This is a genomic window from Burkholderia sp. D-99, assembly GCF_011605345.1.
GTDB lineage: Bacteria > Pseudomonadota > Gammaproteobacteria > Burkholderiales > Burkholderiaceae > Burkholderia.
In genome coordinates, this window is the sequence record NZ_JAAOXM010000003.1 from 400,490 (window position 1) to 419,063 (window position 18,574).

Below are 18,574 nucleotides of genomic sequence, written 5' to 3' on the forward strand. Positions count from 1 at the left end.
GCCTGATGCGAAAACGCGCCCGAAGGCGCGTGGAGAGAAGCGTCAGGCCGCTCGCTTGAATAGCCGGATCACGAACAGCAGGATCACCGCGCCGACGACCGCGACAATCACCGATCCGATGAAGCCGCTGCCGATGCTGATGCCGAGCAAGCCGGCGAGCCAACCGCCGATCACCGCGCCGACGATCCCGACGATGATGTCGACGATCAGCCCGAAGCCGCCGCCCTTGACGAGCAAGCCGGCAAGCCAGCCGGCGATCGCGCCGATGATGAGCCACATAATCAAGCCATGAGTCATGGTTGTCCTCTCCTTGTGTTGTGTCGAATGACCGGACGCCGGCTGTGTCGCCGCAAGCTGAATGAAGGCGGCATTGCGACCCGCCGCGCCGCCCACGCAATGTAACGCGATAGACGGGTCGGAATCGTTAAGTAATGTTATGCACCCTTAACCGGATTTTCCAGGGAATTCGTCTGCATACGGCGCGACTTGTGCGCGGGCGATGCGTGTCGAAATGAATTTGTAATAAATGGTCGTCGTTGAAGCCAGTCAGTCAGGAGCCTTGGCTGTCGTGCGTCGATGCTTGCATGCCCGCATCGGGCAGTCCGTCGCTTGCATCGGCGATCAGCCGTGCGACGGTCGCGGTATCGCTGATCGCCTCGATCGACAGCAGTGCGAAGCGGGCGAGAAAGAGCGACGCATCGGCTTCACCGATCCGCGTCATCGTGCGGCACAGGTCGGTGTAGAGCGTATCGCGTTCGGTGTCGGTCATCATGCGGTCTCCTGAAGATCGGTGGATGTGCGCGGATGGAGTGCGCGTTCGAGCGCGGCGGCCACGTCGCCAGCGCGCGCGTCATGCCAGCGGCCGAGTACGTGACCGTCCGGACGCACGAGATAGACGGTGCCGTCGCGCGCGCCGTACAGGTCGAACAGCCGGCCGTCGACGTCATGGCCGCCGCAGGCCGGTTGCCGCGGCGCCGCATGCCGTGCGAGCGTGACGAGCGCGAACGGTATCCGAGCAGCCTGCAGGCGCTGTTCGAGATCCGCCAGCGCCGCATCGGGTACGCCGTCGGAGGTGAAGCAGAACGCGGTGAAGCGCGGGGCGACGAGGTCGGTCAGGTGGCCGAGGCGCATGTCGCTGCCGTGCGCCGCGTACCGCATCAGCGGGCATTCGGCGAGCACCGTGCCGGGCGCGGGGCCGGCTGCAAACGTGTCGCGTTCGGCTGCGTTGAGCGACGACGTCGCATACGCGATGGCCGTCGTCTGGCGCGGATTGATCAGCGAGCGCAGCGCCAGATGCCGGACCGCGAGCGACAGCACGGCCTTGCGCATCAGTTCGAACGCAAATGACGGCGGCGCCATGAACTCGGTGCTCTTCGTGCCGTAGCGGAGGTTCTCGTGCGTCGCGAACACGCGTTCGTCCGAGTAGCTGTCGAGCAACGTGTCCGACGCGAGCCCGCGCGTCACGTACGCGAGTTTCCATGCAAGGTTGTCGGCATCGTCGATGCCCGAATTCGCGCCGCGCACGCCGAAGATCGGCACGAGATGCGCAGCGTCGCCGCAGAACAGCACGCGGCCGTGTCGATAGCGTTCGAGCGTCAGCGCGTTCGCCTTGTAGATCGTGATCCAGATCGGCGACCAGTCGCCACGCTCGCCCATCATGTCGAGCAGGTTCTGCACGCGCGGGATCACGTTCTCCGGCTTCACGGCCGCTTCGGCATCCTCATCGTCGCGCAACTGGTAGTCGATCCGCCACACGTTGTCGGGCTGCTTGTGAACGAGCACCGTTGAGCCCGGGTTCGACGACGGATCGAAGTACGCGAGTCGTTCGGCCGGCCGGTCGCTGTCGAGTGCGATGTCGACGATCACGTAGCGGCCCTCGTAGCTCGTGCCCTGGAGCGACAGGCCGAGCGCGTCGCGCAGCGTGCTGCGTCCGCCGTCGCACGCGACGACCCAGTCGGCGTCGAGCGCGTAGCCGCCGAGTGGCGTGTCGACGTCAAGGCGAACACCGTCCGGCTGGCGGGTCACGCCGGTGAGTTTTGTCTGCCAGCGGATCTCGATGAGTTCGCGATGGCGCAGCGCGGCGTCGAGCAGGAACTGTTCGATGTGATACTGCGCGAGATTCACCATCGGCGGCAGCTTCTGGTTTTCGTCCTGCGGCATCGTGAAATGCAGCACTTCGTCGCGACGGTAGAAGCTGCGCCCGCCAGTCCACGGCAGCCCCGTGCGCAGGAAATCGTCGAGCGCACCGAGCCGCTCGATGATCTCGAGGCTGCGCCGCGAGATGCAGATGGCGCGGCTGCCGTGGCAGACCGCGTCGTCGGCTTCGATCAGCACGCTGCGGATGCCGTGATTCGCGAGGCCGAGCGCGACGGCCAGGCCCACGGGACCGCCGCCGACGATCGCGACGCGATGCCGGTGCGTATCGATGCCGTCGATGCGGTCCGGCAGATGTGCGAGATAGTGTTCGGCGACGAACGGATAGGGTTTGAACGCGATGGTCATCGTTGGCTTCCACGGTGGTCTGGTTCGACGTGCGCACATCGGCGATGCGATGGGTGCAACGGGTCGATGCAGTATGGAAGCTGGTCGTGCCGCCGTTGTCCCCATTTCGGGTACAGCGGGGTACGGCAGGCGCGGCGGCGCTACGTTCGGCGCGAACCGGGACGCATCAGGGCTGCATGCACAGCGCAAACAGCTCGCGCTGGCTCGAAATGCCGAGGCGCCGGTACGCGCGCTTCTGATAGGTGACGACGCTCGATACCTTCACGCCGATCGTCTCGCCGATCTCGTGCGCGGTCTGGCCTTCGAGCACGCCGCGCAGCACGTCGAGTTCGCGCTTGGACAGTTCGGGGCACGCATGGCGTAACCGCGCGAGCATCCGTTGCGGGATGCCGATCTGCGTCGCGCCGGCGAGTGCGTAGTGATGCTTCGCGGCCTGCGTGATCAGTGGCGCGAGCGTTTCGATCGCCACGATCTCGCGCGGCTGGAACGCGCCGCTGCGATGTGCGCGATACAGGTTGATCGACAGCCACGTCGCATCGTCGGGCTGCATCAGCAGCGCCAGCCGGTCGGATACGTCGGGGCCGCGATAGCATGCGGCGCGATACGCTTCGTGATCGATCTCGTCACCTGCCTGCTGGTGCAGCAGCAGGTCGTGCCGGTGCGCGCCGCGATGGGCGGTCGATACGATCTGCTGGTTGCCGTCGAGTGCGTAGAAGTGTCGTGCGTAGGTGTCGGCGAGGTCGCGCAGGTAGCGGCCACCGCGACGATCGGCGACCGACATCGTGCGCGGGCGATTGCCAAACTCGTACGCGAAGATCGTGCACTGCGTGATGGACAGCGCGTCGTCGAACAGCTTCAGGACTTCGGCCGCGAACGCGTTCGGTTCGTTGCCGCCGATCGCGGCGACGAGGCGTGTTGCGCGGGACACGTCCAGCTGCGCGGCGAGATGCGCTCGTTCGAGACGCCAGGTGCGCATGATGAATGGGCGAGGGGGAGTGTTTGACGATTGTAGTCGTCGGCGCGTGGTGCGTGAGTCGGGGGATGCCCGCAAGCAGCACGGGTGCGGGGAGGGGGCGGGCGCACGATTTCGGCGCCGGAAAAGAGAAAAGGTCTGACAAGCGATGCTTGTCAGACCTTTATGTCTTGGTGCCGGAGATAGGAGTCGAACCTACGACCTTCGCATTACGAATGCGCTGCTCTACCAACTGAGCTACACCGGCAGCAGAGAAATGAAATTATATGGTGAAATCCGAGATCTTGGCAATAGGTTTTGCGAACTTTTTTCAGCTTGCTGCTGCTGCTTCGCGAAACCCTCGATCCGGCGGACTTCCCGCTTTCACTTCACTGTGATGCGACCGGTCAGGGCCACATCAAGAGGCGCGATTGTACTTGCGCATCGCACCTCCGTCTAGTGCTGCAGTGCAATTATTTTGCTTCGTCGTGATAGCCGGTGACGCGCTCGACTTCGTTCTTCGAGCCGAGGAACACGGGCACGCGCTGGTGCAGGCCCGTCGGCTGCACTTCCATGATGCGCTGCGTGCCGGTCGTCGCGGCGCCGCCTGCCTGTTCGACGATGAACGACATCGGATTCGCTTCGTACATCAGGCGAAGCTTGCCCGGACGATCGGGCGTCCGCTTGTCGGCCGGGTACATGAAGATGCCGCCGCGGTTCAGGATCCGGTGCACGTCGGCGACCATCGATGCGATCCAGCGCATGTTGAAGTTGTCGCCGCGCGGGCCGTCCTTGCCGGCGTTCAGTTCGTCGACGTAGCGCTTGACCGGGTCGTACCAGTGGCGTGCGTTCGAGGCGTTGATCGCGTATTCGCGCGTGTCGGCCGGGATCTGCATGTTGCTCTGCGTGAGCACCCACGAGCCGACTTCGCGGTCGAGCGTGAAGCAGTTCACGCCGTTGCCGGTCGTCAGCACGAACACCGTCTGCGGGCCGTACACGGCGTAGCCGGCCGCGACCTGCTGCGTGCCGGGCTGCAGGAACGATTCCTCGGTGGCCTGCTTGCCGTCCGGGCAGCGCAGCACCGAGAAGATCGTGCCGATCGACACGTTCACGTCGATGTTCGACGAGCCGTCGAGCGGATCGAACACGAGCAGGTATTCGCCGCGCGGGTAGTTCGCCGGGATCGGGAAGAAGGTTTCCATTTCTTCCGATGCCATCGCGGCGAGGTTGCCACCCCATTCGTTCGCGTCGAGCAGGATCTCGTTCGACAGGATGTCGAGCTTCTTCTGCACTTCGCCCTGGACGTTCTCGGTGCCGGCGGTGCCGAGCGCCTCGCCGAGCGCGCCCTTCGACACGTTGTAGCTGATCGCCTTGCACGCGCGTGCGACGACTTCGATCAGCAGGCGCAGGTCGGCGGGGAGGTTGTTGGTCTCACGTTGCTGTTCGATCAGGAATTTCGACAGCGTGGTGCGGCGGGCAATGGACATGACAGACTCCGAAAGGCCAAAGAATCCTTGAATGGCCGTAATTTTACCCGCCGTGCTTTCCGTGCCGCCGGCTTTTTTCGTCCGGTTACATGGCCGGGCGGCCGAGCCGGCCCGGTTTCCGGTGGCGGAGACGGGCGGGACGCGCTTCGCCGCGGCGGCAAGCGGTGCGGTCGGACCCCGCGACTGCGCCTGGGGCCGGCAATGCTCACGCAATAAAAAGCCGGCGCCGCCACTGGCGGCACCGGCTGTATCGCACGTGCGTGATGCGGGCGATTGCGTTACGCGAGCGCCTTCTCGACGATCTCGCGCACGTCGCGCGATTTCGCCCCGGCCGCGACCTGCTCGAGCGCTTCGCGCATCCGGTCGCGCAGCACGGGTGTGAAGCGGCGCCACAGTTCGAGCGAGCGGGCGAGACGTGCCGCGACCTGCGGGTTGATCGCGTCGAGCGCGAGCACCTGTTCGGCCCAGAACGCATAACCCGAGCCGTCCGCCGCGTGGAATTGCGCGGGGTTGGCCGCGCAGAAGCTGAAGATCAGCGAACGTGCGCGGTTCGGATTCTTCAGGTTGAACGCGGGGTGCGCGAGCAGCTTGCGAACCTTCGCGAGCGTCGGCTGCGCGGGCGTACCGCGCTGCGCGGCCTGCATCGCGAACCACTTGTCGATCACGAGCGCTTCTTTCTCGAAGCGGCGGTAGAAATCGTCGAGTGCGTGCGCGGCCGGTTCGTTCGCGCCGGCAGCCGCGGCGGACAGCAGCGCGCCGAGTGCAGCCGCGCGATCGGTCATGTTGTTCGCCGAGTCGTATTGCGCGGTCGCGAGGCGCACGGCATCGGCCGGATCCTCGAGCTCGGCGAGATACGCGAGTGCGAGGTTCTTCAGCGCGCGACGGCCGGACGCCTCGGGTGTCGGTTCGTAGGCGCCGGGCGTCTGGTGCTGCTCGTATGCAGCGAGCCAGTCGGCGCGCAGTGCGGTGGCGAGCCGGCGGCGCACGAACTGGCGTGCGCGATGCACGGCGGCCGGATCGGCTTCCGCCATCTGGTCGGCGAGGTAGGTTTCCGACGGCAGCGTCAGCGCGAGTTCGCGGAACGCAGGCGACAGCGTCGCGTCGGTCAGCACGCGGCGGAATGCGGCGACGAAGTTCTCGCCGAGCGTGAGTGGCTCGTTCGTGGTGGCACGTGCGGCGAGCGTCAGCAGCGCGCGCGTCGCGAGGCGCTGGCCGGCTTCCCAGCGGTTGAACGGATCGCTGTCGTGCGCGAGCAGGAACGCGAGGTCGTCGTCGCTGTAGTCGTACTCGACGATCACTGGCGACGAGAAGTTGCGCAGCAGCGACGGCAGCGGTTGTTCCGGCACGTCGACGAACGTGAAGGTCTGCTCGGTGTCGGTGAAATCGAGCACGCGCGTCGTGCCTGCAGCGGCGGCTTCGCCGTCCAGACGCAGCGGCAGGTCGCGGCCGTCGCGGCCAATCAGGCCGATCGCGAACGGAATCAGCAACGGCCCCTGCTGCGTTTCGCGCGCGGCCGGCGACGCGTCGCCGTAGCCCTGTGCGAGCGTGACCGTATAACGACGCGCGGCCGCGTCGTACGCGGTGCGCACCGACACGCGCGGCGTGCCGGCCTGGCTGTACCAGCGCTCGAACTGCGCGAGGTCGCGCCCGTTCGCGTCGGCCATCGCGTGACGGAAGTCGTCGCACGTCACCGCGTGGCCGTCATGACGCTTGAAGTACAGGTCCATCCCCTTGCGGAAGCCGTCGCGGCCGAACAGCGTCTGGTACATCCGCACGACTTCCGAGCCTTTCTCGTAGACGGTCATCGTGTAGAAGTTGTTGATCTCGACGTAGCTCTCCGGGCGCACCGGGTGCGCCATCGGGCCCGCGTCCTCGGCGAACTGCAACTGGCGCAGCACGCGCACATCCTCGATGCGCTTGACCGCGCGGGCCGCCGAGTCGATTTCGTCGCCCGCGGCCATGTCGGCCGAGAATTCCTGGTCGCGGAACACGGTCAGGCCTTCCTTCAGGCTCAGCTGGAACCAGTCGCGGCAGGTCACGCGGTTGCCGGTCCAGTTGTGGAAGTACTCGTGGCCGACCACCGATTCGATGTTCGCGAAGTCGGTATCGGTTGCGGTCTCGGGGTTCGCCAGCACGTACTTCGTGTTGAAGATGTTGAGCCCCTTGTTTTCCATCGCGCCCATGTTGAAGTCGCCGACCGCGACGATCATGAAGCGGTCGAGATCGAGCTCGAGGCCGAAGCGCTTCTCGTCCCAGCGGATCGAGTGGATCAGCGAATCCATCGCGTGACGCGTCTTGTCGAGGTCGGCCGGCTCGACCCACACCTGCAGCAGCTTTTCCTTGCCCGAGCCGGTCGTGATCTTTTCCTCGATCGCGACGAGCTTGCCCGCGACGAGCGCGAACAGGTAGCTCGGCTTGCGGAACGGGTCTTCCCATTTCGCGAAGTGGCGGCCGTCGGGCAGGTCGCCGGAATCGACGAGGTTGCCGTTCGACAGCAGCACCGGGTAGGCGGCCTTGTCGGCGCGCAGCGTCACCATGTACGACGCCATCACGTCCGGGCGATCGAGGAAGTAGGTGATGCGGCGAAAGCCTTCGGCTTCGCACTGCGTGAAGAAGTTGCCGCTCGATACATAGAGACCCGAGAGCGTCGTATTCTGGTCGGGCGCGCATGCGCTTTCGAGCGTCAGCTCGAATGAATCGGGGACGTTCTCGACGGTCAGTCCGTGCTCGTGCGCACGCACGGCGCCATGCGGCGCACCATCGACCCAAGCGCCGAGGAATTCGAGCGCTTCGCCCATCAGCTCCAGGTGCGGCGCGGGCGCGGCGTCCGGATTGCGGCGCACGCGCATCGTATTCCTGACGATCGTGCGGGCCGGCGCGAGATCGAATTCGAGCGCAACGGCATCGATGAGGAAGGCCGGCGGCGTGTAGTCGGCGCGGCGGATCACGGTGGAGGAGGCGTTGTCGGACATGGTCGTCGAGATCGGTGGAGTGGGGGACGGGCCCGTGGCACGGGCCGGGCGAACCGGGCCATTGTACAAAGGCTTGCGGCTGCGTGCCGGGCGAACTTTTTACCGGTTCCGGGAGTCCGCGTATTATCGGCATCCCGTTACGGTTCGCGCGGTGCGACGAACGGGTGACGGATCGAAGAGGATCAACATGAAACGCGAATGGATTCAACGCGGTGCGGGCTGGGCGGTAGTGCTGTGCGTGGCGCTGCTGACCGGCTGCACCAGCTACGTGACGACCCAGGTCACGGCCTTCTCCGACTGGAGCGGCAGCGACGCGACACGCACCTATGCGTTCACGCGCACCGATGCGCAGAAGAACAGCATCGAGCAGTCGACCTACGAGCCGATCGTCGCGAACGAGCTGTCCACGTATGCGTTCCGGCAGGTGCCGCAGGCGCAGGCGCGGTATCTCGTCGGGCTGACCTATGCGGTCGGCAGCGATCTGGTGACGGTGCCGCAGCCGGTCTATTACGATCCGTGGTTCGCGCCCGGGCCGTACTGGGGGCGCGGGCCGTGGGGCCCGTGGGGGCCCTGGGGGCCGATGCCGGCCGGCTATGTCGCGCAGACGTACCAGGTGTTCGACTACACGCTCGGCATCCGCATCACCGAGCGTGCGACGGGCAAGGAGGTCTACAACGTGTCCGCGCGCACGACCGGCGACAACGGCACGCTGCTGTACGCGATGCCGTTCCTCGCGCGTAGCGCGCTCGCCGATTTCCCGCTGTCGAACGGCGCGGTCCGCTCGGTCCGGCTGCCGGTCGACAAGCGCGGGGGCCCGGCGGCACCGGCCGCCAACGAACGCGTGGTGCCGGCGGCTCCCGCTTCGGGTGCAGCCGCCGCGAAGTAACGCGGCGTCAGTCTCGGCGCGGCCGTCCGGCCGCGCCCGCCATCTTCCTCCCCGTCAGACCCCGACGCCCAGCAGCGCCAGCGCGCCGAGCACGACGAACAGCACGGCCGCGATCCCGTGCACGAGCCTGGTCGGCAGGCGGTGCGCGAAGCGGTCGCCGAGCAGGATCGCCGGCACGTTCGCGAGCATCATCCCGAACGTCGTGCCGGCCACCACGCCGATGTAATCCTGGAAGCGCGCGGCCAGCGCGACGGTCGCGATCTGCGTCTTGTCGCCCATTTCCGCGAGGAAGAACGCGACGAGGGTTGCACCGAACACGCCGAGCCGCGAACGGTTGGCATTGGCTTCGTCGGCATCGAGCTTGTCCGGCACGAGAATCCACAACCCCATCGCGATGAACGAGAACGCGAGCGCCCAGCGCATGATCGACGGCGTGACGAGCGCACCGAGCCATTCGCCGAGCGCGCCGGCGAAACCGTGATTCACGAGCGTCGCGACGAGCACGCCGAGAATGATCGGCACCGGCTTGCGATAGCGCGCGGCCAGTACGAGGGAAAGCAATTGGGTCTTGTCGCCGATTTCAGCGAGGGCGACGGCGCCGGTGGAGATCAGGAAGGCTTGAGACACGGATGGGGTTCCACGGGCCGGTGTTGTGCGTGCGAGCGACGATCCACGGTGCGCCGGGCCCTGATGCGGCGCACCGTGAACCATCGGTCTCGCCAGGCCTAGGTGGCTGCGCCCGCCATGGCCGTACGGCCAAGTCTGTTGACGGACGCCTCCGTCACGATGCACGCCGGGAGCGCGGGACATCGAGCGGAGCGGCTACTCCCCAATGAGCGGCGAATTCTAGCACGGCGCGTCGCGTGCGGGAAAGCGGCCGGGCGGCGCGGCGCCTGGGGGCGGGGCGGGATCGGCGTTCGGCAGTCTCCGGCCGTACGGCGGACTCGGCGGACTCGGCAGACTCGGCAGACTCGGCAGACCCGGCAGACCCGGCAGACCCGGCAGACCCGGCAGACCCGGCAGACCCGGCAGACCCGGCAGACCCGGCAGACCCGGCAGACACGGCAGACACGGCAGACACGGCAGACACGGCAGACACGGCAGACACGGCAGACACGGCAGACACGGCAGACACGGCAGACACGGCAGCGGATGCCCGTGCCTGCCGGGACGAGTCCCCGGGAACGCCGTTACGCAGCCGGGCGGCGCGCGGCGCCGCGCTCGTGGACGAGCTTGCCGGCCGCATAGGTGCGGTACACCGCGCGGTCGTCGCCGAGCAGCGCGAACGCGAACAGCAACTCCTCGAGCGAATCCGCACGCTTCGTCCGGCGCGCGAGCAGCGGCGTGGCCTGCGGATCGAGCACGACGAAGTCGGCCTCGGTGCGCGGCGCGAGCGTGCCGACCGTATCGGCGAGGTCGAGCGCCTGCGCGGCGCCGGCCGTCGCGAGCCAGAACATCCGCGTTGCAGTCAGGTGATGCCCCGACAGCCGCGCGACCTTGTGCGCCTCGTTCATCGTCTGCAGCATCGAGAACGACGTGCCGCCGCCGACGTCGGTCGCTAGCGTGACGGGCACGTCGTATTCACCGGCCTTGTCGAAATCGAACAGCCCGCTGCCGAGGAAGAAGTTCGACGTCGGGCAGTGCGCGACGACGGTGCGCGTCTCGGCCATCCGGCGGCGGTCCTCGTCGTCGAGGTGGATGCAGTGGCCGTACACCGCGCGCGGACGCAGCAGCCCGTAGCGGTCGTAGATGTCGAGATAGCTGCGATGGCCGGGGAACAGCTCGGCCACCCATTTCACCTCGTCGACGTTCTCCGCGACGTGGCTTTGCACGAACACGTCCGGGTGGCGGCGCGCGAGTTCGCCGCACGCTTCGAGCTGGGCCTCGGTCGACGTCGGTGCAAAGCGCGGCGTGAGCGCGTACATCTGGCGGCCCTTGCCGTGCCAGCGGTCGATCAGCTCGGCGCTGTCGTCATAACCGGATTGCGCGGTGTCGCGCAGGAACTCGGGGCAGTTGCGGTCCATCAGCACCTTGCCCGCGATCATCCGCAGGTCGCGCGCGTCGCTTGCCGCGAACAACGCATCGGCCGACTGCTTGTGCACCGTGCAGTAGACGAGCGCGCTCGTCGTGCCGCAGGCGAGCAGTTCGTCGACGAAGAAATCGGCGACTTCGCGCGCATGCTCGGGGTCGCCGAACTGGCGCTCGGTCGGGAACGTGTACTTGTCCAGCCACGGCAGCAGGCCCGGCGCCGGCGACGCGATCATGTCCGTCTGCGGGTAGTGGATGTGCGTGTCGATGAAGCCGGGCACGATCAACTTGTCGCTCAGGTCGTGGACGACCGCGTCGCGCGCGAGCGTCGCGGCGAGCTGCGCGTACGGGCCGGCCGCGACGACCTTGCCGTCGGCGACGATCAGGAGGCCGTCGGCCTCGTAGTTCGCGGCCTGGCTCGATTGCGCCGGGTCGCCGTTGAAGGTCAGCAGCTGGGAACGGAAAGCGGTTTGCGTCATGACGAATGGTCCTGCATCAAGGTAAGGCGAACAGAAGAAAGCGAGCGACGCCGCACGGGGGCGGGACGGTGCTTCGCGAGCGGTTGCGGCACGCTGCGTGCGGCACGACCGAAGGCGATTGCGCGGGCGAACGTGGCGGCCGAAGCCGCCAGCCAGTGGTTGCCGGCTAACCTCGCAGCCGTTGCGCTCGCGACCGATGCGGCGGCGAACGGAACGGCATACCGCGACGGCAGGCATAGGCGAGCGACGACGGACAGTGCCGTCGCCACGCGTGCACGCACGCGATCGCCGCGGCGCAAGGCCGAACCGGTGGTCGCGAAGCGGATGCCGTTGCCGTGTCTCATCTGTCTAGCGTTCCTCGATGCGGGTCGTCACGCGGCCTGCCAGTACGCGTCGAGGCGCGCGTACAGTGCGTCGCGCTGCTTCGGTTCGATGAACGACGCCTCGAAGCCGTTGCGGATCACCGCATGAACTTCGGCATCCGTGAGCTGCAGCCCTTCGGCCGTCGCGAAGTAGTTTTCATTGACGTAGCCGCCGAAATAGGCCGGATCGTCGGAGTTGATCGTCACCGCGACGCCGCGATCGAGCAGCGCCTTCAGCGTGTGCTTCGCCATGTCGTCGAACACGCACAGCTTCAGGTTCGACAGCGGACAGACGGTCAGCGCGGTGCGCGTTTTGGCGAGGCGTTCGACCAGCGCCGCGTCTTCGATGCTGCGCACGCCGTGGTCGATCCGGTCGACCTTCAGCACGTCGAGCGCTTCGTAGATATAGGCGGGCGGGCCTTCCTCGCCCGAGTGCGCGACGAGCTTCAGCCCGAGCGCGCGCGCTTTCTCGAACACGCGCGCGAACTTGGTGGGCGGATGGCCGAGCTCGGACGAGTCGAGGCCCACACCGATCAGTCGGTGGCGATAGCGCTCGAACAGCGGCCGCGCGGATTCGAACGTCGCGAGCGCGTCCTCTTCGGACAGGTGGCGCAGGAAGCACAGGATCAGCTTGCTCGACAGCCCGCGCTGTTCGGCATCGGCGAGTGCGCGCTCGATGCCCGCAACGACCGTCTCGATCGGCACGCCACGCTCGGTGTGCGTCTGCGGATCGAAGAACAGTTCGGTATGGACGACGTTGTCGGCAAGCGCGCGTTCGCAGTACGCGGCCGTCATGTCGTAGAAGTCCTGCTCGGTCAGCAGCACGCTCGCGCCGGCGTAATAGATGTCGAGGAACGACTGCAGGTCGGTGAATGCGTACGCGGCGCGCAGCGCGTCGATCGAGTCGTACGCGAGCTTCACGCCGTTGCGCTGCGCGAGCGCAAAAATCAGTTCGGGCTCGAGCGAGCCTTCGATATGAATGTGCAGCTCCGCTTTCGGCGCGCGGGCAATCTTGTCCTTGAATGTCGGGGTCATGGCGTCGTTCTTGGTCGGTCAGTAGGTAGGGGAAGCCTGCGCGGACGCATTCGCCTCGACGGCCTGCAGCAATTGCGCAGCCACCGAGATCGCGATCACTTCGGGCGCCTTGTCGATGATGCCTTCGACACCGATCGGGCAGCGCATCCGCGCGACCTGGGCCGGGTCGATGCCGATCGCCGCGAGGCGATGATCGAACTGCACGCGTTTCGCGTGCGAGCCGGTCATCCCGAAGTACGCGTAGTCGCCGCGCCGCAGGATGCGCTCGGCCAGCACGAAATCGAGTGCGTGGTCGTGCGTCATCACGACGAAGTAGGACTGTGGCGGCGCCGCGTCGACCGCGTCCGCCGGGGCAGCGGCGGCTTCGATCGCGAGGTTGCCGATGCCGGCGAGCGCGTCGGCCGGCGGGAACACCGCATCGGGCCCGTCGATCCAGCGCACCTGGCACGGCAGCGTCGCCAGTACCTTCACGAGCGCGGTGCCGATGTGCCCGGCGCCGAACAGCACGACGGGGAACGCATACGGCGCGATCGTTTCGGTCATCAGCGACACGCCGCCGGTTTCCCACAGCAGGCAGTCGGCACGCGCGGCTTCCGATTCGGGCTCGCTCAACAGCGGCGCGCCCGGCGAGGGGCCGAATGATACGCTACGCACGGTCGCGGCGCCGGCCGCGACACGCTTCGCGAGCGACATGATCCAGCCGAGATCGCCGACGTCGAGCCGCTCGAACGCGAGCACCACGGCGCCGCCGCAGCACTGGCCGAGGCTCGGGCCGAGCGCGAGCCGTTCGAGCCGGCGCGCGTGCGGCACGTGCGCGCCATCCTTCAGCAGATGCCGCGCGATCTCGATCGCCTTCCATTCCAGATGACCGCCGCCGATCGTATGGCGGGCCGTGTCGCGCGTGACGAGCATCTTGGTGCCGGCTTCGCGCGGCGCGGAGCCGTCGGTATGCGCGACCGTCACGAGCACGGCCGCTTCGCCGTGCGCGAGCAGTTGCTGCAGATCGCCGAGCCAGGCTTCCATCAGCACACTCCGTTCGGGACGACGCGGCACGACACGCGGCGCGGGCTGGCGAGCGTGGCGGCAACGAGGACGGACGGGAGCGGGGCGGGCCGGCCGCAGGGCCGATGCGGTGCGGCGGCAGCGCGCGGACGGCGCGTGCGGACGGCACCGCCGGATGAGCGGACGCCATGAGGGTGACGGATGCGGATGGTTTGCGTTGTCATGATGAATCCAGTCGACATTGCGGATCGGGCGCGCGTTACGCAGGGGTGGTGAGACCGCCTGGCCTCGCGCACGTAGATCGCCATCCAGTCACGAAGATAGCACCGCAAGGCGAAGGGAACATCGCGGGGCGGTGATCCGGGCTATCAGGAGGCGATCATGTCGATCATAGGCCCGCCGCTCGGGATCGGGGCGTCGATGCTTGCACGTCGGGCCGAAACGCAGGCGTGGCGGGGCCGGGCGCGGAAGTCGCGCGATGCGCGTTCGCCCGGATATCCGGGCGGCGGCGGTGTAGGTGTTTACGCGGGGCCGCCCAGGGCGGCCAGTCAGGGGCGACCGGCCGGGCTGGGCCGGCGAGCGCTCCGGGGGCGGGCGGTTAGCGGCCGGCGGTGTGCGGCCCGGGCGAGCGGGCCGCGCGCAGGCCGGTATGAAACCGGCCGGTCAGGCCGCGAGCTTGCGACGATGACGCCAGAGGCTCGCGACGACGGCGATCAGGATCGCGGCGAAACCGATCAGCGACCAGCCGGGCAGCAGGATGCCGAAGATCGGCGGGTAGACGGTCTCGCACAGCCCGGCGACCTTGAACATGCCGGGGAACCACTGCGCGGGCGGCAGGCTGTCGACGATCGGCTGCAGCGTGTCGAAGCCGCAGCTGAAGCCCGGATTCATCTGGATCGTCAGATGCCGGGCGGCCGTGCCGACGCCGCCGGCCGCGGCGATCGCGATCAGCAGCTCGAGCACCCAGACGCCGCGCCAGTTGCGGATCCCGGCAGCCAGGAACGCGAAGATCCCGATCGCGCAGAAGAAGTAGCGCTGGATGATGCACAGCGGGCAGGGGTCTTCGTTCTTCACGTACTGCAGGTAGAGCGCACCGGCCAGCAGGGCGATGCACACCCATCCGAGCAGCATCAGCAGGCGGCGTTCGCGGCGGATTGCGAGCGTGTAGTCGTTCATGTCGGCGGGGTTCCTCGTGGGTCGGTCCGGAAAACAATCGCGCGATTTTAGCGCGAACGGTCTGGCACGAAACTGACAGCGCGGGTGCGGCGACCTGCCGCACCACGCGTCCTGTCCGACGGCGCTCGCTTGGCCGCGCTCAGCGGATCGTGTTCAGCACGGCCTCGACCGCCTGGCCGATCGCGAGCAGCGCGTCGTCGCGATGCGGTGCGGCCGCGAGCATCAGGCCGACCGGCGCAGCGTCGCGCGGATGGCAGGGCAGCGATAGCGCGCAAGCGTCGAGGAAGTTGAACGCGCTCGGGTTGCGCAGGATCAGCGCATTGGTGCGCGTGAACGCGGCGTCGTCCGCTTCGAGTTCGGCGATGCGCGGCGGCACGACCGGCACCGTCGGCGCGACGAGCGCATCGAAGCGCGACCAGACCGTGTGCGCGGCTTCGTCGAGCATCGCCGTGCGCGCGGCGAGCAGGTCGAGATAGTCGGCCGCGCTTGCGGGTTCGCCCTTCAGGATCCGCGTGAGCACGCGCGGGTCGTACCGGTCGCGGTGCTGGGCGAGCAGCGGGCGATGCCACGCGTAGGCCTCGATCGGCGAGAAGCCGAAGCGGTTGATGTCCGGCAGCCGGTCGAGCGCCGGGAAGCGCACTTCCGTGACGATCGCGCCGGCGGCTTCGAGATGCTTGAGCGCGGCGTCGAGCGCGGCCGCGACGTCGGCATCGACACCGTCCGTCACGTAGTTCGTCAGCACGCCGAGCCGTACGCCCTCGAGCGGCCGGGCGGCCGGCACGTGCGGTTCGAGGCCCGCGAGCATCCGGTCGACGAGCGCACAGCAGGCGACGGTCAGGCCGATCGGGCCGAACGAGTCGAGCGTCGTCGACAGCGGCACGCCGCCTTGCGTCGGGATCCGGCTCGCGGTCGGCTTGAAGCCCGTCAGCCCGCACAGGGCGGCCGGAATGCGGATCGAGCCACCCGTGTCGGTGCCGAGCGCGACGGCGGCCATCCCGTCGGCAACGGACGCCGCCGCGCCGGACGACGAGCCGCCGGAAATCCGCGCGTCGCCCGGCACGTCGCGGTGGTACGGCGAGCGCGGGTGGCCGAAGTGCGGATTCAGCCCGAGTCCCGAGAATGCGAATTCGCTCATGTTGGTGCGGCCGACCAGCACCGCGCCCGCCCGCTTGAGCCGCGCGACGGCGACCGCATCGGTGCGCGCTGCCGGCGCGCCGTCGAGCACGCGCGAACCCGCGCGCGTCACCTGGCCCGCGACGTCGAACAGGTCCTTGACCGACACGGGAATGCCCGCGAGCGGCGACAGCACGGTGCCCGCGGCGCGCAGCCGGTCGTGCGCGTCGGCGGCCGCGCGCGCGTTGTCGGCATCGACTTCGGTGAAGACGACCGCGCCCTGGCCCGACGGATCGGCGATCCGGTCGAGCGCGGTGTCGACGAGCGCGCGGCTCGTGGTCCGGCCGGCGGCGAGGTCGGCGGCGAGCCGGGCGAGCGGGGGGAAGGGCGTGAAAGTGGTCATGGCGGCTCAGGGGCGAAGATGTTGAAGGAGCGTGGAGCGGAACGAATCGATATGGCTTTCGACGGCTATGCGCGCGCCGGCAGCATCGTGCGCGGACAGCCGGTCGAACAGCTCGCGATGCTCGTGCTGGACGTCGGCGAGATGGTGCGGTTCGGACAGCGTGACGAACCAGAAGCGCAGCGCGCGCTCGTGCAACGCGCGCAGGATCTCGGCGAGGACCGCATTGCGCGCGGCCGCGGCGATCGCCTGGTGGAACGCGCGGTCGAGTTCCATCATGCCCTCGACGTCGTGCGTGTCGACACACGCCTGTCCTTCGTCGAGCAGCGCGGCCAGGCGCGCGAGATCGTCGGGCGTTGCGTGGCGCGCGGCGAGTTCCGCGCAATGCGCCTCGTTGATGCGCCGCACGTCGATCACCGCGACGATGTCATCGAGAGACAGCGGCTGCACCATCAATCCCTTGCGCGGCATCACGGACAGCAGCCCTTCGAGCACGAGCCGATGCACGGCCTGATGCACCGGCGTGCGGCCAATACCGGTGCGTGCGACGAGGTCGGCTTCGTTGAGCGCGGCGCCGGGCTTCAGGCGCATCGTGATGATGTCGCGCTGGATCAGCGCGTACGCGCGGTCGGCGAGGCTGGCTGCCGGCGCGACGGGGCGGTCGCGGGTGACGTCGGTCAGGGCATTCATGCGGGGTGCGACGCGGCGGCCGGACGGGGCGCGATCATGGCAGGGGCGATCGGAAAGCGTGGACGATGCCTGGATATTATTGTGATATATCACTGGTGTCCAGTATTGGCGGTGTCGCATCGGTTTGCCGGCGCACCGGCGGGGCCGTTTCCCGGCGCAGTTTGCCGTCGACTTGCAACAATATCGACAGGATGTTGCAGGTTTGCCGCTTGATCGTGCGCTGAAGCATAATGAATCCTCGTTTATCCATACGCGTGAGCGACGTACCAGACCATCGTCATGAGCGAAAACACGCCTTCCCCGGCCGGTCTGCCCGGCACCGTCTCCGTTTCTTCCGATTCCCCCCGAACCGATCCGGCGAAAGCGCCGGATGCGCCGGCAGCCCAGGTTGCCGCGCAGAACGTCGCCGCGGACGGCGCGTCGCCGGTCACGGCGGGCTCCGAGCCGGGCGCGCCCGGTGCAGCGGGTGCCGCCGTCAATGGCGCTACCGCTGCCGCTGCCGCGCCGCCGAAGCCCGGCGCGCCGCCGCCGGGATTCGGCGCGCAGCCCGACTTCGACACGCCGCGCCCGCCGCCCGCGAGCGCGCAGAATGCGCCGCCGGCCTACCTGAAGCAGAGCGACACGCCGTGGTCGGTATTCGGCCGGATCGTGGCCGCGCGTGCGCGCCGGCTGTTCGACCGCGCCGGCCAGCGCATCACGCAGCGCACGCTGCGCATCGGCGTGTCGGCGCGGATCTTCCATCCGGAACCGGGTGCGAAGGGGCTGCGGGGCAAGACGCTGCAGTATCTCGAGGAATCGATCGCGCACTGGGTGATGTCGCGCGACGTGCTCGTGTTCATGATTCCGACCGTCGGCCACCAGGGCATGATTCACCCGAGCAATATCCGCCTGCGCGACTACGCGAAGCATCTCGACGGCCTGCTGCTGCAGGGGGGCGCCGACGTATCGCCGCAAACCTATGCCGCGTCCGACGTGCGCCCCGAATGGCCGGGCGATCGCGTGCGCGACATGTACGAACTCGAGCTGCTGCACGAGTTCGTCGAATCCGGCAAACCCGTCCTCGGCGTGTGCCGCGGCTGCCAGCTGATCAACGTCGCGTTCGGCGGCTCGCTGTACCAGGACATCGCCACCGATGTGCCGACCGCGAATGCGCACGTGAGCGAGCATTACGACCAGCATCGCCACGCCATCCGCTTTCCCGATTCGTCGACGCTCGCGAGCATGTTCCCCGGGCGTAGCGAAGCGATCGTCAACTCGATTCACCATCAGGCGATCCGCGATCTCGGCCGCGATCTGAACATCGAGGCCGTGTCGGCGGGCGACGGGATCATCGAAGGCATTCGCCACCGGCGTTCGCCGTTCGTCGTCGGCGTGCAGTGGCACCCTGAGTTCCATCGCGCCGGCGGCTCGGAGCTGCTCGACTGCACGCCGCTGCTCGATGCGTTCCTGCGCGCGGCGCGCGAAACCCGCCTGTAGCAAGCCACTTTCTT

At 67.9% G+C, this 18,574-nt stretch carries 15 protein-coding genes, 1 tRNA gene and 1 riboswitch; of the genes, 2 read left to right on the forward strand and 14 right to left on the reverse strand.

The features are described 5' to 3' along the window. Window positions 1-42: 42 nt before the first annotated feature. The 7 genes from HAV18_RS15885 to pepN form a co-directional block, all read right to left on the reverse strand. Window positions 43-297 carry a GlsB/YeaQ/YmgE family stress response membrane protein gene (locus HAV18_RS15885; RefSeq protein ID WP_027788093.1) on the reverse strand — a complete coding sequence of 85 codons (255 nt, stop codon included), beginning with the start codon at window positions 295-297 and terminating at the stop codon, window positions 43-45. A 253-nt stretch (window positions 298-550) separates the two neighbouring features. Further along, window positions 551-772 carry a hypothetical protein gene (locus tag HAV18_RS15890; RefSeq protein WP_166957405.1) on the reverse strand — a complete coding sequence of 74 codons (222 nt, stop codon included), beginning with the start codon at window positions 770-772 and terminating at the stop codon, window positions 551-553. Next, the gene (locus tag HAV18_RS15895; protein ID WP_166957407.1) at window positions 769-2,502 is read right to left on the reverse strand and encodes an FAD-dependent oxidoreductase; all 1,734 of its coding nucleotides are present in this window, start codon (window positions 2,500-2,502) and stop codon (window positions 769-771) included. Before HAV18_RS15895 ends, HAV18_RS15890 begins: the two co-directional genes overlap by 4 nt. 166 nt (window positions 2,503-2,668) lie before the next feature. After that, window positions 2,669-3,478: a LuxR C-terminal-related transcriptional regulator gene (locus HAV18_RS15900; RefSeq protein WP_166957409.1), complete on the reverse strand. Its 810-nt coding sequence runs from the start codon at window positions 3,476-3,478 to the stop codon at window positions 2,669-2,671. 168 nt (window positions 3,479-3,646) lie between these two features. Next, window positions 3,647-3,722, reverse strand: a tRNA-Thr gene (locus HAV18_RS15905). 205 nt (window positions 3,723-3,927) lie between these two features. Then, window positions 3,928-4,941 (reverse strand): class 1 fructose-bisphosphatase, encoded by a 1,014-nt coding sequence (locus HAV18_RS15910; protein ID WP_166957411.1) that lies wholly within the window; start codon window positions 4,939-4,941, stop codon window positions 3,928-3,930. 278 nt (window positions 4,942-5,219) lie between these two features. Next, entirely contained in the window at window positions 5,220-7,913 is a 2,694-nt protein-coding gene (gene pepN, locus HAV18_RS15915) for an aminopeptidase N (RefSeq protein ID WP_166957413.1), read from the reverse strand. Between the two features lie 187 nt (window positions 7,914-8,100). On the opposite strand from pepN, the gene HAV18_RS15920 reads away from it, so the two are divergent. Further along, window positions 8,101-8,799: a DUF4136 domain-containing protein gene (locus HAV18_RS15920; RefSeq protein WP_166957415.1), complete on the forward strand. Its 699-nt coding sequence runs from the start codon at window positions 8,101-8,103 to the stop codon at window positions 8,797-8,799. 54 nt (window positions 8,800-8,853) lie between these two features. Here HAV18_RS15920 and HAV18_RS15925 read toward each other — a convergent pair whose 3' ends face one another. From HAV18_RS15925 to HAV18_RS15955, 7 genes are all read right to left on the reverse strand, one after another. Then, a complete protein-coding gene (locus tag HAV18_RS15925) occupies window positions 8,854-9,426 on the reverse strand; it encodes a TMEM165/GDT1 family protein (RefSeq protein WP_059529589.1) in 573 nt (190 codons plus the stop codon). Window positions 9,427-9,504: 78 nt separating this feature from the next. Further along, window positions 9,505-9,642, reverse strand: a riboswitch (yybP-ykoY riboswitch). A gap of 347 nt (window positions 9,643-9,989) precedes the next feature. Then, on the reverse strand, window positions 9,990-11,306 hold the full coding sequence (gene guaD, locus HAV18_RS15930; protein ID WP_166957417.1) for a guanine deaminase: 1,317 nt from the start codon (window positions 11,304-11,306) through the stop codon (window positions 9,990-9,992). Between the two features lie 371 nt (window positions 11,307-11,677). After that, entirely contained in the window at window positions 11,678-12,703 is a 1,026-nt protein-coding gene (locus tag HAV18_RS15935; protein ID WP_166957419.1) for an adenosine deaminase, read from the reverse strand. Between the two features lie 18 nt (window positions 12,704-12,721). Continuing rightward, on the reverse strand, window positions 12,722-13,726 hold the full coding sequence (xdhC, locus tag HAV18_RS15940; protein WP_166957421.1) for a xanthine dehydrogenase accessory protein XdhC: 1,005 nt from the start codon (window positions 13,724-13,726) through the stop codon (window positions 12,722-12,724). A gap of 642 nt (window positions 13,727-14,368) precedes the next feature. Beyond that, window positions 14,369-14,881, reverse strand: coding sequence for a disulfide bond formation protein B (locus HAV18_RS15945; RefSeq protein ID WP_166957423.1), 513 nt, complete (start codon window positions 14,879-14,881; stop codon window positions 14,369-14,371). A gap of 139 nt (window positions 14,882-15,020) precedes the next feature. Beyond that, entirely contained in the window at window positions 15,021-16,397 is a 1,377-nt protein-coding gene (locus tag HAV18_RS15950) for an amidase (protein ID WP_166957425.1), read from the reverse strand. 6 nt (window positions 16,398-16,403) lie between these two features. Further along, on the reverse strand, window positions 16,404-17,084 hold the full coding sequence (locus tag HAV18_RS15955; protein ID WP_166957427.1) for a GntR family transcriptional regulator: 681 nt from the start codon (window positions 17,082-17,084) through the stop codon (window positions 16,404-16,406). A 279-nt stretch (window positions 17,085-17,363) separates the two neighbouring features. On the opposite strand from HAV18_RS15955, the gene HAV18_RS15960 reads away from it, so the two are divergent. Beyond that, entirely contained in the window at window positions 17,364-18,560 is a 1,197-nt protein-coding gene (locus tag HAV18_RS15960; RefSeq protein ID WP_166957429.1) for a gamma-glutamyl-gamma-aminobutyrate hydrolase family protein, read from the forward strand. Window positions 18,561-18,574 lie beyond the last annotated feature (14 nt).